This window comes from Novosphingobium sp. BL-A-41-Hi4A-0G (assembly GCF_055521735.1).
This window is the reverse complement of record NZ_CM145501.1, coordinates 3,349,696-3,363,602: the sequence shown is the minus strand read 5'-3', so window position 1 is coordinate 3,363,602 and position 13,907 is coordinate 3,349,696. Positions and strand designations below refer to the sequence as shown.

Here is a 13,907-nt window from a genome sequence, read left to right as displayed (position 1 = left end):
AGGCAAAATAGCCGGCCTGCGCCATCCTCCGCTGACGCTCCGGCCCCTCGCTTGCGCTCCGGGTGCAGCGCCGTCCCGCCTGTGGGCTTCGTCGCCATGAAGGCCGCGACGGTCGCGGTCCAACCGACGGAGCATCCCATGCGCGAGCACGACGACTACGAACCGCACCACGAATCCTCAGCAACCGACCATGTCCTCAACGAACTGCAGCTCCACGGCTACCGGCCCTTCGCCGATGAACCAGACCAGCGGCTTCTGCCAGACGGCAACGCGGTAGCGGGCGCGATCGCCGATATCTTCGACGCGCTGATCGTGACCTTGGAGGACTCACGCCTCGAACCCGACCTCGACGATCTCCTCTGGTCGACCGTTAACGTCTTCCATCGCGCCGCCGAGCGGATCAACCGCGAACTCGACGATAACGAGCAGGTGCAAAAGCGCTCCCAGCGCGAACAGGACGGCAGCGAGGTGAAGTCAGTCGATCTCGAGCGCCTCACCGCCGAGGGCATGACACTGGTCGAGCGCCAGACCGCCTTCGAACTAATGCGCGACCAGGCCGCCGAGCACTATGAACGCCAGATCGGCAAACCCTGGCTTCCGCGCTCGGGATCGAAGGTCAACCATCGCAACCTCACCTCGGCGATGATCGACAGCCGCGACTTCCTCATGGCGAAGAAGCGCGCCGAGCAGGAGGTGCTCCTGCCGCCTGGCCCGAAGATCGCCGTCACCGGCGGGCTCGATTTCGACAACCATCGTCTGATCTGGGCGAAGCTCGACCAGGTCCACGAGAAGCACCCCGACATGGTGCTGATCCACGGCAAATCGCCGAAGGGCGCCGAAAAGATCGCGTCTCTCTGGGCCAAGAATCGCAATGTCCCGCAAATCGGCTTCGCACCCGACTGGACGAAGCACGGCCGGGCTGCACCCTTCAAGCGCAACGATGAGATGCTGCAGATCGTGCCGAAGGGCGTGCTGCACTTCCCGGGCACCGGCATCAACGACAACCTCGCCGACAAGGCCAAGAAGCTCGGCATCCCGGTCTGGAAGTTCGGCGGCGCGTAAGCGCCGCCTCATCAATTCGCTATCTGCAATAAACCGAGCGCATGGCATAGCGTAATCCATGCCACGATTGACGCCACTTCCGGTCCCCGCACGTTCGGACGCCGTACTCGCCCAGGTTCTCTTGGAAAATGCCGCCGTAAAAGTTGAAGCCGCTGAGTGGGCGGCGAGTCGCGGATTGGACAATGAGGCCCTGCATGCGATGGCCATCGCCATCGAGCTGCTCCTGAAATCGTATCTTCTCAATGTCGCGACCAATGACGATTGGAACCGCGCGAATATCGGGCACGATCTCGCCAAGGCACTCTATTATTCGACCCAAGCCGGCTTGGCCCCACCTTCACGTGTCGAATGGGTTATCGGTTACCTCCATCCGCACTTTCAAGGTGGCGGGTTTCAGCGAGAGTCGTCGACACCATGGCCACCAGGTCTTGCATACGACGCATGTGAGGTCGGGCGTCAGCTTGTCCAAGCAATACGGCTTCACGTTCTTCACGCTTGAATCGTTCCGGCTCCTCGCTCGGAGACGACCACCTCCCGCTGAATGGCGCTAATCCTTGGTCCAGCCGATGGCCTAACGCCATCAACCCGTGAAGGGTCGGACTACGCTTACGCGTGCCGCCGCTTCGGCTCTGCCTGCGCGGTGATTGCAGCCCTCGGCCGAACACATCGGGCGCCTGTCAGCGGGGGATGGTCCCCCGCTCCAAACAGGAGCCGGATCGATGTCCTTCCCCGACGCACACGCCTTCGCCTTCAGCCTCGCCACCAGCCTGATGGTCGCCATCGTAATCTTCCGCGCCGGTGACGGCACCCTCTCGGTCACCCCTGCCACCGAATTCGACGGCGACGACTCGGAAATCGTCCACGAAATCGATCCCTTCGCCCCATGACTGGGGCGAAGATCGCCACAGCCGCAGCGGAAACCTTGCCGGTTTCCGCTCCCGCCAGTGATCATCTTTTGCTATGCTCGGCACCGCGCCGTGGTGGTGGTGGAGGCGCAACCGTTCGAGCAATGCTTACGGAGACACCACCATGATCTTTATCGGCATCCTTCTTTCCATTGCGGCGATCGGCTTCTTCTGCTGGCTGCTGTTCACACTCGCCGTCTTCGCATTGCCCTTCTTCGCGGGCGTAACCGCGGGAACGTGGGCCTACACCGGCGCCGGCTGGCTCGGCGCGATCATCGTTGGCGCACTTGCAGCCGGCCTGACCTTCGGCATCGGCCAACTTCTGCTCGTCTTCGTGCGACCGCTCTGGGCACGTATCGCCATCGCGCTGGCCTTCGTCGCGCCGGCGGCGATCGCCGGCTATCACGCCACGCATGGTATCGTGAAACACACCATGCCGTCGGAGGGCTGGCAGCTCGCCTTTTCCGTTGTTGGGGCCATCGCTGTCGGTGTCACCGCCCTTACACGGATGGTTGCAATGGCCACACCCGGTTCGACCGGACAGGGCCTGGCGCAAGGTTGAGCCCCACGATGCGGCCGAGGCAGACGCGGAGCTGATTGTGACCTTGCGCTTCCCTCATCATCGGGGGTGTCGGCAAACATCTTGATGACACTGACCAGCAGTGGAGCCGGACACGCGCAACCGCGTTGGAGAATGCTGTGAAGTCAGGCGGCGCACGAAACTCGGCCAACATCAGGGTGTCGCCGTTCGTGTCTTTGAGCAATGTGGTCGGCAACGGCGTTCGGACTTTCATGAGGCCTGCACGAAGGAAAGATCGCCGTCGGCGACGTCGTTGCCGGGTCCTGGCGGTTATGACGATGTCGCCAGGTTCTCCGTTGATGCATCTCTGTCAGGTCGACCGCTCCAAAACGGCCTCTTCAATGGGCTGATCTGGCCGAAGGTCGGCTGCGCCTCGATCGCCTATGCCGCAACGGCGCGTCTCGACTTTCTTCCCCTGACGGCTGCGCCGTCATTCCTCGCGAGACAAGAAAGTCGTGTCCACGCCGTCCTCCGCGTTGCTCCGGTCGCAAGCGATGCCGCGTCGATCGCCTCCGGCCCACCGATCGCCATCGAGGCCGCAATGGTGCGGGCTCGGAACAGAGTTCAAGGAGAACTATCATGGCGACCATCGGCACCTTCAAGAAAACCGGCAACAACGAGTTCACCGGCGAAATCGTCACCCTCTCGCTCCAGACCAAGAACGTCCGCGTCGTGCCCGAGGCCAACCGCTCCGGCGACAACGCCCCCAGCCACCGCGTCTTCGTCGGCCGGGTCGAGATCGGCGCCGCCTGGGCCAAGCGCTCCAACGAGGGTCGCGATTATCTCGGCCTGAAGCTGGACGATCCGAGCTTCACCGCTCCGATCTACGCCAACCTCTTCGACGACGAGGAAGGCGAAGGCTACAGCCTCATCTGGTCCCGCCCCAACGGCCGCCGCAGCGGGGAGTGATCCCCGGGCCAAGGCCCCGCCCGGTCGAACCGGGTGGGGCCTTCCCGCGTCGCTGGCGGCGCGCCAGCGGGCGACCGAATCAGTCGCCCGTGAGGCGCGGTGCGAATCGACGCTCAGCCTCGATTTTCCTCGCGCACGTTGCCAAGAACGACTATTATAGTCGTAGTTCTGGCAAGTGCGTTCGCGTCAGTGGGAGGTGATCATGCATGATCACCGCCCGACAATCACGGGCCGCGCGCGCGTTGCTGGGGTGGACACAGGAGACGCTCGCTGACAAGGCCCGGACATCGCTGACCGCGCTCAAGCGCCTCGAATCCGAGAATGGATTGGAGGTGTATGAGACGACGCGCGATCAGGTTCGCAGGGCATTCGAGGCAGCCGGCATCGTCCTGCTCTCCACCGACAAGGGTGAAGGGGTGCTGTTGCTCCATGAGCGGGATGATCGACCAGCAAAGCGCTAGCGATCCTCCTGTCACGTCGCGGGCATCGTCCGTCGCCCTTTGTCACAAGATAACCAGGCGCATGTGTTAACGAATGCTTTCCACGCGAATATAGTCGCTCCATGGGACAAACGATGCCGCCGTTTCTTGACGCGCCACCGATCAGCCAAACGCTCACGACCTACGATCGCGAGCATATGGCTCTCTATCTGCGCCTGCTCGACTCGGCGCGCGATGGCGCCGACTGGCGGGAGGCCGTCCAGATCCTCTTTGGTCTCGACCCAGCCCGCGAACCGCAGCGCTGCCGCCAAATCCACGACACGCATCTGGAACGTGCGCGCTGGATGACCGAACACGGCTATCGCGAATTGGTCCGCTCGGCGCAGTGATCGCCGCGATGCCGTTTCGGCATCACCCTTTGCCGTCTGCCTGACTTCCGTAGAACAACCCAGCCGGGAATCCTGACTCTCCCACAAGTTCAAAAGACTACGGGAGGATCGCGATGACACCAGATGCATCGGGCTGGCGTTCGCCCAAGGGCTACGATCATGTCGATGACATGACCGCATCCGACCTCGCGTGGGAATGGCTCCGCCGCAACGATTCCTACGACAGGGATTTCCGGGCATTCAACGATCACAAGGTCGATCCACGTCCGCTGACCGAGAAGATCCGGCAACGTTGGGGGTTACGATTTCCCGGTGGACCCACTGCAGGCCCCGCCCGAAGCGCCGGTGTTCTGGCTCCCCCGCGAGGATACAAGCGCCATCGTTCTTGGCGAGCCGCCCGATGTCCTTTCCGCAAGCACTGAACAACAGCCGACGATCGACGCCGCCATTACCGTTACCGCTGACGGCGAGACCAACCTGCTCTACGACCTCGGCAACGGCCAGCATGTCCAGCTCGTTCATGCCAACAACGCGTCGCCGGACAAGCCTCTCGGCGCATTTGTGTCCCTCGGTCTTGATGGGTTTGACCAGATTGAATCCATCGGCCGCCTGCTCGCCGCCCTCCATCGCCGCGCCATTCCACCGGACACACGCCTGACCCTCCAGCAGCGGGCACGATTGCGAAGGATGCTGCAAGCCTTCGATGGCTACCGCGCGGGCACGACCCAGCAAGAGATCGCGCAGGTCATATTTCGGCTCGGCCCTCTCGATCGCGACGACTGGCAGGCATCCTCCGCGCGCCACGCCATCAAATCGTTGCTGCGTGACGCCCGCGCGATGATCGCGGGCGGCTATCGTTCGCTGCTTCGTCATCGCAGGCAGACCTAGCCGATCGGCCCACAATCCATGGTGGGCGAATTTGATACCCCCCGAATTCGCCCTGCATCTCGCCGGTCCTGCTTCGCCAACGTGGCCTTCGTTACCCGCCGCTTCCCGGCGGCCCCAACGAACCCACGGAGGCCCTCTCATGCGACCTGATCTCGCCGTTCTCCCGCCGCGCTACCTGCGCACCAAGGAAGCCGCCGAATTCCTCAGCCTATCGGCCCGTACCCTCGAAAAGCATCGGACCTACGGCACCGGCCCGGCTTACCGCAAGCTCGGCGGCCGCGTCGTCTATGCCGTCGACGATCTCGAAGCCTGGGCCGAGCGCGGCGCCGTGACCTCCACCTCCGATCCGCGCGGCAGCGTGCTTCCGGCCAAGCGCCATACGCCTGCGCCGCCGGCACATGCCGGACGATACGCGCGCTGACCGCCCCCGGATTCCCGAATGGCGGCGCGACACCAGTCCCCCTCGGAGCGCGGGCAGCTCGATCTGTTCCGTGCGCTCCCCGGCGAGTTCGCAGCCCGAGACGCGCAGGATCTCATGGCCTATCCGTTTTTCTCACTCTCCAAATCTCACCGCGTCGCGCCGATCGACTTCGCTGCCGGCGATGTGTCGATCCGCGTCGAGGCCGTGCCCGATCACGGCATGGCGACCATCTGGGACGCCGACATCCTCATCTGGGCTGCGAGCCAGATCGTCGAGGCGCGCGATACAGGCTTGCGTACCTCGCGCCTGATGGTCGCCACCCCCTATGAAATCCTGAAGTTCATCGGACGCGGCACGTCCTTGCGTGACTATCAGCGCCTGAAGGCCGCGCTGGACCGCCTCCAATCGACGACGGTCAGCACCTCGATCCGCCAAGCCGCCGAAGGCCGGCGTCACCGCTTCTCGTGGATCAACGAGTGGAAGGAACGCACCAACCGCAACGGCAAGCCGGACGGTATCGAGATGATCGTGCCGGACTGGTTCTATCAGGCCGTTCTCGACGACGCGCTCGTGCTCACGATCGACCGGGCCTATTTCGATCTCACGGGCGGGCTCGATCGCTGGCTCTATAGACTGGTGCGCAAGCACGGCGGGCGCCAGCGCAATGGCTGGCGGTTCGACTTCCGCCACCTCCACCAGAAATCCGGCGCGCTGTCGCCATTCAAACGCTTCGCCTTCGAACTTCGCGACATCATCCGCCGCCAGCCGCTTCCAGGCTACACGCTGTTTCTGGAGATCGAGACTGGCGGCCGGACACTGCTCGCTTTCGAACCGACGCCCTGTGGAAAAGCTGTGAAGGGCTTCGTGCTATCGGGAACCCGAAAGCACGTGCCATCAGGAACCGCCCCCTCGTGCCAACGGGAACCCAAACAGGGCCTAACCCACCGCACGGAAAGCGAAATTCGCGCCCTTAACTTAGAATCTAACATAGAATCTAACTTTGAAGAGCGCGCGCGCGAGGTGGAAAACCTCGTTCGGCGCGCTGCAATTGCGCTCAGCGCGACCGGCAAAGGGCGTGCATCCCGACCTACTGTCGCCGGCGCTGACGCGGGTAAACGCGAGACGGCCGCGACGCCGCAACTCCCCCTCGATCGTCGATCGGGAGGACGGCGATGATCGTGGCCTTGCTCAATCAGAAGGGCGGTGTCGGCAAGACGACGCTTGCGCTGCACCTCGCTGGCGAATGGGCCGGCAAGGGAAAGCGGGTCACGCTGGTCGATGCGGACCCGCAGGGCTCGGCCCTCGACTGGTCTCAGCAACGCGCCCGCGAGCAGGCGCCGCGCCTCTTCGGCGTCGTCGGCCTGGCGCGCGATACGCTCCATCGTGAGGCGCCGGAGTTGGCGCGGCCCGTCGATCACGTCGTCATCGACGGGCCGCCGCGCGTCGCCGGACTGATGCGTTCGGCGCTGCTTGCCGCCGACCTTGTACTGATCCCAGTGCAGCCGTCGCCGCTCGACGGTTGGGCATCGGCCGAGATGCTGGCGCTCCTATCGGAAGCGCGCATCTACCGGCCGGAGCTGCGCGCCCGATTCGTTCTCAACCGCTGCGGCGCGCGCACCGTCATCGCCCGCGAAACGGCCGAGACGCTGGCCGACCACGATCCGCCAGTGCTGCGCACGACAGTTGGGCAGCGCGTCATCTACGCCGACGCTGCGCAGTCCGGTCGCCTTGCTTTCGAGATCGACGATGACGGTCCTGCCGCGCGCGAGATCGCGGCGCTCGTCACCGAGATCGAAAGGATCGCGCCATGAACGAGCGATCCGAACGGCGCGGCTTCGCATCGCGCCCGACCAATCCCGACGCCTGGATCAAGGCCGCTGAGACTGAACCGGCTCGCATGGCCGATGCGGCGGGCTTCACCGCCCGCCTAACCATCGACATCACGCCGAAGTTGCGGGGGCGCATCAAGATCATCGCGTTCCAGCGCGGCGTCACTGTCGCCGACATGCTGCGCGAACTGCTCGCGCGCGAATTCCCACCCATCGAAGGAGAACCTTCATGACCGACGCCGCGGCCCCCCGCGTGCGCGGCGGCCCGACGCCGACTGCGCTCCCGCAAAACAATCTTACCCATGTCGAGCTGACCTGGGTCGAGAAGAAAATCGAGAACTGGATTCGCTTCGGTTCGCACGCCCACGAACAGATCCTCGATCGACGCCGGCGTACCCTGTCGTTTCGCTCCGGCGCGGTCTTCGCCTTCGTGCGCTGGGCGTCAAACGACTTTGGCACGATCATCTCGCGCATCGACATCGTGCGCGCCGTCGCGCGTGGCGAAGCCTACCAGACGCTGCCCTTCGTGCGTCCCGGCGGCGACATCCTGCTCAAGGTCGAGAGCTGGCCGAAAGTCGAGCGGGTGCTGCAGGCGATCGACGCCATCGAGCGCGCCGGCATCGATCCCGAGGCCGTCTCGCCCGATCACTGGCGGCACGTCCACAACCGGCTGACCGCCGGAGATGAGCCGCGCGCCTACACGCTCGAACATCACCGCGCGTTCCTTCTGCGTCGGAGGGCCGAGCCGTGAGCCGCGCCGGACTTCTCCTCGCGACAACGCTCGCGGCGCTTGGCGTCGGCTATCCCGGCCTAACGCCGATGCCGATCAAGCTGATCTGGAACGCATCGGCGAGCGCGCCGATCGGCTTCTACACAATCGACTTCGACGGGCCATTTGAGGTCACCGATCTTGTCGCCGTCGATGCGCCCGAGCCGCTCGCGACCTTTCTCGCGGAACGCGGCTACCTGCCCAAGGGCGTGCCGCTGATGAAGCGCATCCTCGCGGTATCCGGACAGACCGTTTGCCGCTCGAATCTCACCATCACGGTGGATGGGGTCGAGGTCGGCGCGGCGCTCGAGCGCGATCGCGCCGGCCGCGAACTGCCCGTGTGGCAGGGCTGCCGCCGTGTCCATACCGGCGAAGTCTTCCTGATGAATTGGCAGGTCCACGACAGCCTCGACGGCCGCTACTTCGGCCTGATCTCGACCGACCAGATCATCGGCCGAGCGGTCCCGCTGTGGACCGACGAGGACGGAGGTGGCCGCTTCGCATGGCGCGCGCCGACACGCTGACCGCTTGCCCATCGGCGGGAGCGGTGCTCGCCGAGGGTTTTCCCAACCGCACCGCCAAGGAGACCATCATGCCACAGATCGGCACATTTACCCGCGACGAAGCAGGCTTCATCGGACATCTGACAACGCTGGTCCTGAACCAGGACGTCATCATCATCGCTGCCGAACCGTCCGACGTCGAGAATGCACCTCAGTATCGCGTCCACGTCTTCGACGGCATGAACAACGAGCCGGGCGGGGAGATCGGCGCCGGATGGAAACGCTCCGGCGAGAAGGCCGGCGAATATGTCGCGCTGCTGATCGACGATCCGGCCTTGCCACATCCGATCCGGGCCAACCTGTTCCGCGACGACGATGCCGGCAACGCCTGGTCGCTGCACTGGTCGCGCCCGCGCGATCGCGGCGAGAAGGATTGAGCGATGCGTGCTCGCCGCCAATCGACGAGCCGTTCGACTGCGTCCGGGCCGCTTCGCGCTGCCCGGCGCATGGCTCTCCTTCTCCTTTCCGGCCTTACCTTCGTGAGCGCTATGCCGGCGGTCACGATGGCGCAGGGTGTACCGATCGCCCGTCCGTCGCCGCGCGATTCCTATGCCGATCACATCGCCGAGGCGTCGCGGCGCTTCAGCGTTCCGATCGCATGGATCAGGGCCGTGATGCGTGCCGAAAGCGCCGGCGATCCGCGCGCCATCTCGCCGAAGGGCGCGATGGGGCTGATGCAGATCATGCCGGAGACATGGGCGGGCTTGCGCCTTCGCCACCGTCTCGGCGCCGATCCCTATGATCCGCATGACAACATCATCGCCGGCGCCGGCTACATCCGCGAGCTGTTCGACCGATACGGATCTCCCGGTTGGATCGCCGCCTACAATGCCGGTCCTGGCCGCTATGAGTACTCGCTGAAGGGCCGCGTACTGCCTGCGGAAACGCGCGCCTATGTCGCCATCATCGCGCCGGCCGTGGGCGGCGGCGATGCGGCCGGCCCGATCGTAGTCGCCGCAGCCGATCCCTTGGCCTGGACACGCGCGCCGTTGTTCATCGCGCTGCCAGACCGCAGACCGGCCGCTGATCCCGTGCCGGCCGAGCGCGCGCCAGGTGCTGCGACGATGACATCATCTGTGCGCGATGTCTCCGCCATCGAGCCGCAGTCGGACGGGCTGTTCGTCCCGCGCTCGGGCAGGAGGAATGCGCCGTGAGCGACCAGGTTCCCGATCGCACGATAGCGGGCTCCGGCGTGTCATGGGGTGCGTTAGAGGTGGAGGCAGGCAACACAACCGGACGATGGCAGGATAAAAGGCCGCGAGGTGCGGCTTCGGTCGGTTGTGGTTTTTCAAGAGGTTATGCCCCGCTTTTGCGAGGTGCGAGATTTCCGCGCACCTCGCGGCAAAGCCACTTTTCTTATGATTTCCGAACCTTGATACGATGTGCAGGGTCTCGGCCATGAGCGGCGAGGACGATTTTCGCATCCGGCCCGGCCGCATCCGCTCATCGAGCGCGCAGCGCGCCAGGCCCTTCATCGCGCAAGCGCTTGCCGCCGCTAAGAAAGCGGGCGCCGGCATCTCCCGCTCGGGCCGCATCGTGCCTGGCAACCGCTCCCGCTTCGGCCGCGGCCAGCGCGCGAGCATCCAGGCGAATAGGCTGATCAACTCCCGCTCGCGCGGCGCTGTGATCAAGTCGCGCGTCGTGCGCCAGACGTCCCGCTCTGCGCCGCTCGCGACACATCTCAACTATCTCCGCCGCGAGGGCGTGACCCGTGATGGGGAGAAGGCTCACCTGTTCGGTCCCGGCGGCGATGACGCTGATCCCAAGGCTTTCGCCGAGCGGTGTCAGGAAGACCGCCATCACTTCCGTTTCATCGTCTCGCCCGACGACGCGATGGACATGGCGGATCTCCGCAGCTTCACCAGCGATCTCGCCGGGCAGATGGAAAAGGACCTCGGCACTCAGCTCGATTGGGTCGCCGTCGATCACTGGAACACGGAGCATCCCCATGTCCATCTGATCGTGCGCGGCCTGCGCGACGACGGGCAGGATCTCGTCATCTCACGCGACTACATCAAGGAAGGGATGCGCGATCGAGCGCGTGATCTCATCACCCAGGAACTTGGGCCGCGCACCGATCTCGACATCCGCCGCAGCCTTGAGCGCCAGGTCGACACCGAACGCTGGACCCAGCTCGACCGCCAGCTCGTTCGCGATAGCCGCGACGGAGGCGTCATCGACATGGCGCCCGACCAAAGCGCCAGGCCCGATGAATATCATGCGCTGAAGGTCGGGCGGCTGCGCAAGCTCGAAACGCTTGGTCTCGCCGAACAGGTTGGCCCCGGCCAGTGGATGATCGACGGCAGGGCCGAGGCGACGCTGCGCGAGCTCGGCCAGCGCGGCGACATCATCAAACGCATGCACCGGGCATTGACCGATCGCGGCATCGAACGCGGCTCGGCCAGCTATGTGCTGGCGGCCGAGAGTCTGGACACGCCTATTATCGGCAGGCTGGTCGATCGCGGCCTCGACGACGAGTTGAAGGGCACGGCCTATGCCGTGGTCGATGGGGTCGACGGGCGCACCCATCACATCAAGCTGCCCGACCTCGACGCGGCCGGCGACAGCTCGCCCGGTTCGATCGTGGAGCTTCGACGGTTCGACGACGCCCAGGGCCAGCGCCGCGTCGCGATCGCCGTCCGCTCCGACCTCGACATCGACCGCCAGATCACCGCGTCGGGCGCGACCTGGCTCGACCGGCAGAATATCGCCCGCGAGCCGGCTGCGTTGTCCGAGGGCGGGTTCGGCGCCGAGGTTCGACACGCTTTGGAGCGCCGCGCCAATCACCTGGTCGGACAGGGCTTCGGCGAGCGGCACGGCCAGCGCGTCACCTTCACCCGCAATCTGATCGACACCCTGCGCCGCCGCGAGCTGGAGGCGCTCGGCGAGAAACTCTCCGGTGAGACCGGCCAGCCGTTCAATCGGGCGGCCAGCGGCGAATATATCGCCGGCTCCTACCGTCAGCGCTTCACGCTCGCCTCGGGCCGCTTCGCCATGCTGGACGACGGTCTCGGCTTCCAGCTCGTGCCCTGGACGCCCTCCCTCGAAAAGCAACTCGGCCGCCACGTCTCCGGCGTTGCCCGCGATGACGGCGGCATCGACTGGAGTTTCGGCCGCAAGCGCGGCCTCGGCCTCTGAACCCTCGCAGAAAGAATCTCCGCCATGTCCGCTACGAAAATTCTCTGGGGCCAGATTCTCACCGTCTTCGCCATCGTGCTGGTCACGACCTGGGGCGCGACCGAATGGGTGGCCTGGCGTCTCGCCTTCCAGCCAGAACTTGGGCATCCGTGGTTCACGCTGTTCGGCTTTCCCTTCTACTTGCCGCCTTCGTTTTTCTGGTGGTGGTACGGCTTCGACGCCTACGCCCCCGCGATCTTTGTCGAAGGCGCCTACATCGCCGCATCGGGCGGCTTCATCTCGATCGCCGTCGCGATCGGCATGTCGGTTTGGCGCGCGCGCGAGGCCAAGAAGGTCGAAACCTATGGCTCAGCGCGATGGGCCGAGAAGAAGGAGGTGGATGCCGCCGGCCTGCTCGGCGCCGATGGGGTCGTGCTCGGCCGATACGAGCGCGAGTATCTTCGCCACGACGGGCCGGAGCACGTGCTGTGCTTCGCGCCGACGCGATCGGGCAAGGGTGTCGGTTTGGTGGTGCCCTCGCTGCTGACCTGGCCGGGCTCGGCCATCGTTCACGACATCAAGGGCGAGAACTGGCAGCTCACGGCGGGCTTCCGCGCCAAGCACGGCCGCGTGCTGCTGTTCGATCCAACCAACGCAAAATCGTCGGCCTACAATCCGCTGCTCGAAGTGCGCCGCGGCGAGTGGGAAGTCCGCGACGTTCAGAACATCGCCGACATCCTCGTCGATCCCGAAGGATCGCTGGAGAAGCGAAACCACTGGGAAAAGACCAGCCATGCGCTGCTGGTCGGCGCCATCCTCCATGTTCTCTATGCGGAGGAGGACAAGACGCTCGCCGGCGTTGCTGCGTTCCTCTCCGATCCGAAGCGGCCGATCGAGTCGACGCTGGCGGCGATGATGAAGACGGCGCATCTGGGCGAGGCGGGACCGCATCCCGTCATCGCCAGCGCCGCGCGCGAGCTGCTCAACAAGAGCGACAATGAGCGCTCTGGCGTGCTCTCCACCGCGATGTCGTTTCTCGGCCTTTATCGCGATCCCGTGGTGGCCGAGGTGACGCGGCGCTGCGACTGGCGGATCACCGACATCGTGGGTGGGAAGCACCCGACGACGCTCTACCTCGTTGTGCCGCCGTCCGATATCAACCGCACCAAGCCGCTGATCCGGCTGATCCTCAACCAGGTCGGCCGACGCCTGACCGAGGACCTGCAGGCGAAGGCCGACCGCCATCGGCTCCTGCTGATGCTGGACGAGTTTCCGGCGCTCGGCCGACTCGACTTCTTCGAGTCCGCGTTGGCCTTCATGGCGGGCTATGGCCTCAAGAGCTTCCTGATCGCGCAGTCGCTGAACCAGATCGAGAAGGCTTATGGCGCGAACAACTCGATCCTCGACAACTGCCACGTGCGGGTGAGCTTCGCGACCAACGACGAGCGCACCGCCAAGCGCGTATCCGATGCGCTCGGCACCGCGACCGAGATGAAGGCGATGCGGAACTATGCCGGGCATCGGCTGTCGCCTTGGCTTGGGCATCTGATGGTCTCTCGATCCGAGACGGCCAGGCAGTTGCTCACCCCCGGCGAGATCATGCAGCTCCCGCCGACCGACGAGATCGTCATGGTCGCGGGCACGCCGCCGATCCGGGCGAAGAAGGCGCGCTACTACGACGATGCGCGCTTCAAGGAACGCATCCTGATGCCGCCGACGATCGTGCCACCAAGACAGGCTCGGCCCGACGACTGGACGGCGCTGCCGCTCCCGGCCCAGCCGGAGGTGACCGAGGCGAAGCCGGCGGCGGAAATCGGCGATGAAGATCCGACCGAATCCGAACGTCGTCAGCAACCCGAGCTGAACCGCGTGAAGCCCGTCGAGAAGAAGGCGCCGATCGAGAACGAGTTTGAGATCGGCCTTGCCGACGACGCCGAGGATGATGCGGTCCGCAATAGCCGGATGAACCGGATGATGCAGGGCGTCGCGCGACAGGTCTCGCTCGATCCCGGCGACGGCATGGAGCTGTGAGGTC

General features: G+C 65.1%; 18 protein-coding genes and 1 pseudogene. All 19 read left to right on the top strand.

The window, feature by feature from the left end; all coding sequences use genetic code 11:
• Positions 1-138: 138 nt before the first annotated feature.
• Entirely contained in the window at positions 139-1,062 is a 924-nt protein-coding gene (locus tag ACZ1JX_RS16330; protein ID WP_465124543.1) for a DUF2493 domain-containing protein, read from the top strand.
• A 58-nt stretch (positions 1,063-1,120) separates the two neighbouring features.
• Positions 1,121-1,561 (top strand): hypothetical protein, encoded by a 441-nt coding sequence (locus tag ACZ1JX_RS16325; protein ID WP_465124541.1) that lies wholly within the window; start codon positions 1,121-1,123, stop codon positions 1,559-1,561.
• Positions 1,562-1,781: 220 nt separating this feature from the next.
• Entirely contained in the window at positions 1,782-1,949 is a 168-nt protein-coding gene (locus ACZ1JX_RS16320; protein WP_162835316.1) for a hypothetical protein, read from the top strand.
• A 142-nt stretch (positions 1,950-2,091) separates the two neighbouring features.
• Positions 2,092-2,529 (top strand): hypothetical protein, encoded by a 438-nt coding sequence (locus ACZ1JX_RS16315; protein WP_024922552.1) that lies wholly within the window; start codon positions 2,092-2,094, stop codon positions 2,527-2,529.
• Positions 2,530-3,126: 597 nt separating this feature from the next.
• Positions 3,127-3,456: a DUF736 domain-containing protein gene (locus ACZ1JX_RS16310; RefSeq protein ID WP_024922551.1), complete on the top strand. Its 330-nt coding sequence runs from the start codon at positions 3,127-3,129 to the stop codon at positions 3,454-3,456.
• Between the two features lie 206 nt (positions 3,457-3,662).
• Positions 3,663-3,917, top strand: a complete 255-nt coding sequence (locus ACZ1JX_RS16305; RefSeq protein ID WP_024922546.1) for a helix-turn-helix domain-containing protein — start codon at positions 3,663-3,665, stop codon at positions 3,915-3,917.
• A gap of 101 nt (positions 3,918-4,018) precedes the next feature.
• A complete protein-coding gene (locus ACZ1JX_RS16300; protein ID WP_024922545.1) occupies positions 4,019-4,285 on the top strand; it encodes a DNA -binding domain-containing protein in 267 nt (88 codons plus the stop codon).
• 113 nt (positions 4,286-4,398) lie between these two features.
• Positions 4,399-4,707, top strand: a complete 309-nt coding sequence (locus tag ACZ1JX_RS16295; protein WP_081766815.1) for a transcriptional regulator domain-containing protein — start codon at positions 4,399-4,401, stop codon at positions 4,705-4,707.
• Positions 4,631-5,173 carry a DUF2285 domain-containing protein gene (locus tag ACZ1JX_RS16290; protein WP_036253777.1) on the top strand — a complete coding sequence of 181 codons (543 nt, stop codon included), beginning with the start codon at positions 4,631-4,633 and terminating at the stop codon, positions 5,171-5,173. The genes ACZ1JX_RS16295 and ACZ1JX_RS16290 overlap by 77 nt, the downstream gene beginning before the upstream one ends.
• A gap of 139 nt (positions 5,174-5,312) precedes the next feature.
• Positions 5,313-5,594, top strand: coding sequence for a helix-turn-helix transcriptional regulator (locus ACZ1JX_RS16285; RefSeq protein WP_006022608.1), 282 nt, complete (start codon positions 5,313-5,315; stop codon positions 5,592-5,594).
• 18 nt (positions 5,595-5,612) lie between these two features.
• A pseudogene (locus tag ACZ1JX_RS16280) lies at positions 5,613-6,434 on the top strand (replication initiator protein A); the annotation flags it as partial.
• Between the two features lie 332 nt (positions 6,435-6,766).
• Positions 6,767-7,405, top strand: coding sequence for a ParA family partition ATPase (gene parA, locus ACZ1JX_RS16275; protein ID WP_024922542.1), 639 nt, complete (start codon positions 6,767-6,769; stop codon positions 7,403-7,405).
• The gene (locus ACZ1JX_RS16270; RefSeq protein WP_024922541.1) at positions 7,402-7,656 is read left to right on the top strand and encodes a hypothetical protein; all 255 of its coding nucleotides are present in this window, start codon (positions 7,402-7,404) and stop codon (positions 7,654-7,656) included. The genes parA and ACZ1JX_RS16270 overlap by 4 nt, the downstream gene beginning before the upstream one ends.
• Positions 7,653-8,174: a DUF2840 domain-containing protein gene (locus ACZ1JX_RS16265; protein ID WP_465124539.1), complete on the top strand. Its 522-nt coding sequence runs from the start codon at positions 7,653-7,655 to the stop codon at positions 8,172-8,174. The genes ACZ1JX_RS16270 and ACZ1JX_RS16265 overlap by 4 nt, the downstream gene beginning before the upstream one ends.
• Positions 8,171-8,716, top strand: a complete 546-nt coding sequence (locus ACZ1JX_RS16260; protein WP_024922539.1) for a S26 family signal peptidase — start codon at positions 8,171-8,173, stop codon at positions 8,714-8,716. The genes ACZ1JX_RS16265 and ACZ1JX_RS16260 overlap by 4 nt, the downstream gene beginning before the upstream one ends.
• Entirely contained in the window at positions 8,695-9,132 is a 438-nt protein-coding gene (locus tag ACZ1JX_RS16255; protein WP_465124538.1) for a DUF736 domain-containing protein, read from the top strand. Before ACZ1JX_RS16260 ends, ACZ1JX_RS16255 begins: the two co-directional genes overlap by 22 nt.
• 69 nt (positions 9,133-9,201) lie before the next feature.
• A complete protein-coding gene (locus tag ACZ1JX_RS16250) occupies positions 9,202-9,909 on the top strand; it encodes a lytic transglycosylase domain-containing protein (protein WP_465124537.1) in 708 nt (235 codons plus the stop codon).
• A gap of 244 nt (positions 9,910-10,153) precedes the next feature.
• A complete protein-coding gene (locus ACZ1JX_RS16245; protein WP_024922536.1) occupies positions 10,154-11,893 on the top strand; it encodes a relaxase/mobilization nuclease domain-containing protein in 1,740 nt (579 codons plus the stop codon).
• 24 nt (positions 11,894-11,917) lie between these two features.
• The gene (locus tag ACZ1JX_RS16240; RefSeq protein ID WP_024922535.1) at positions 11,918-13,903 is read left to right on the top strand and encodes a conjugal transfer protein TraG; all 1,986 of its coding nucleotides are present in this window, start codon (positions 11,918-11,920) and stop codon (positions 13,901-13,903) included.
• Positions 13,904-13,907: the final 4 nt, after the last annotated feature.

What these genes read in the sequence shown, in the direction of transcription:
- ACZ1JX_RS16245 (WP_024922536.1), top strand. Translation starts at nt 10,154, where the DNA reads ATGAGCGGCGAGGACGATTTTCGCATCCGGCCCGGCCGCATCCGCTCA.
- ACZ1JX_RS16320 (WP_162835316.1), top strand. Translation starts at nt 1,782, where the DNA reads ATGTCCTTCCCCGACGCACACGCCTTCGCCTTCAGCCTCGCCACCAGC.
- ACZ1JX_RS16285 (WP_006022608.1), top strand. Translation starts at nt 5,313, where the DNA reads ATGCGACCTGATCTCGCCGTTCTCCCGCCGCGCTACCTGCGCACCAAG.
- ACZ1JX_RS16315 (WP_024922552.1), top strand. Translation starts at nt 2,092, where the DNA reads ATGATCTTTATCGGCATCCTTCTTTCCATTGCGGCGATCGGCTTCTTC.
- ACZ1JX_RS16325 (WP_465124541.1), top strand. Translation starts at nt 1,121, where the DNA reads ATGCCACGATTGACGCCACTTCCGGTCCCCGCACGTTCGGACGCCGTA.
- ACZ1JX_RS16300 (WP_024922545.1), top strand. Translation starts at nt 4,019, where the DNA reads ATGGGACAAACGATGCCGCCGTTTCTTGACGCGCCACCGATCAGCCAA.
- ACZ1JX_RS16255 (WP_465124538.1), top strand. Translation starts at nt 8,695, where the DNA reads ATGGCGCGCGCCGACACGCTGACCGCTTGCCCATCGGCGGGAGCGGTG.
- ACZ1JX_RS16270 (WP_024922541.1), top strand. Translation starts at nt 7,402, where the DNA reads ATGAACGAGCGATCCGAACGGCGCGGCTTCGCATCGCGCCCGACCAAT.
- ACZ1JX_RS16330 (WP_465124543.1), top strand. Translation starts at nt 139, where the DNA reads ATGCGCGAGCACGACGACTACGAACCGCACCACGAATCCTCAGCAACC.
- ACZ1JX_RS16240 (WP_024922535.1), top strand. Translation starts at nt 11,918, where the DNA reads ATGTCCGCTACGAAAATTCTCTGGGGCCAGATTCTCACCGTCTTCGCC.
- ACZ1JX_RS16305 (WP_024922546.1), top strand. Translation starts at nt 3,663, where the DNA reads ATGATCACCGCCCGACAATCACGGGCCGCGCGCGCGTTGCTGGGGTGG.
- parA (WP_024922542.1), top strand. Translation starts at nt 6,767, where the DNA reads ATGATCGTGGCCTTGCTCAATCAGAAGGGCGGTGTCGGCAAGACGACG.
- ACZ1JX_RS16250 (WP_465124537.1), top strand. Translation starts at nt 9,202, where the DNA reads ATGGCTCTCCTTCTCCTTTCCGGCCTTACCTTCGTGAGCGCTATGCCG.
- ACZ1JX_RS16310 (WP_024922551.1), top strand. Translation starts at nt 3,127, where the DNA reads ATGGCGACCATCGGCACCTTCAAGAAAACCGGCAACAACGAGTTCACC.
- ACZ1JX_RS16265 (WP_465124539.1), top strand. Translation starts at nt 7,653, where the DNA reads ATGACCGACGCCGCGGCCCCCCGCGTGCGCGGCGGCCCGACGCCGACT.
- ACZ1JX_RS16295 (WP_081766815.1), top strand. Translation starts at nt 4,399, where the DNA reads ATGACACCAGATGCATCGGGCTGGCGTTCGCCCAAGGGCTACGATCAT.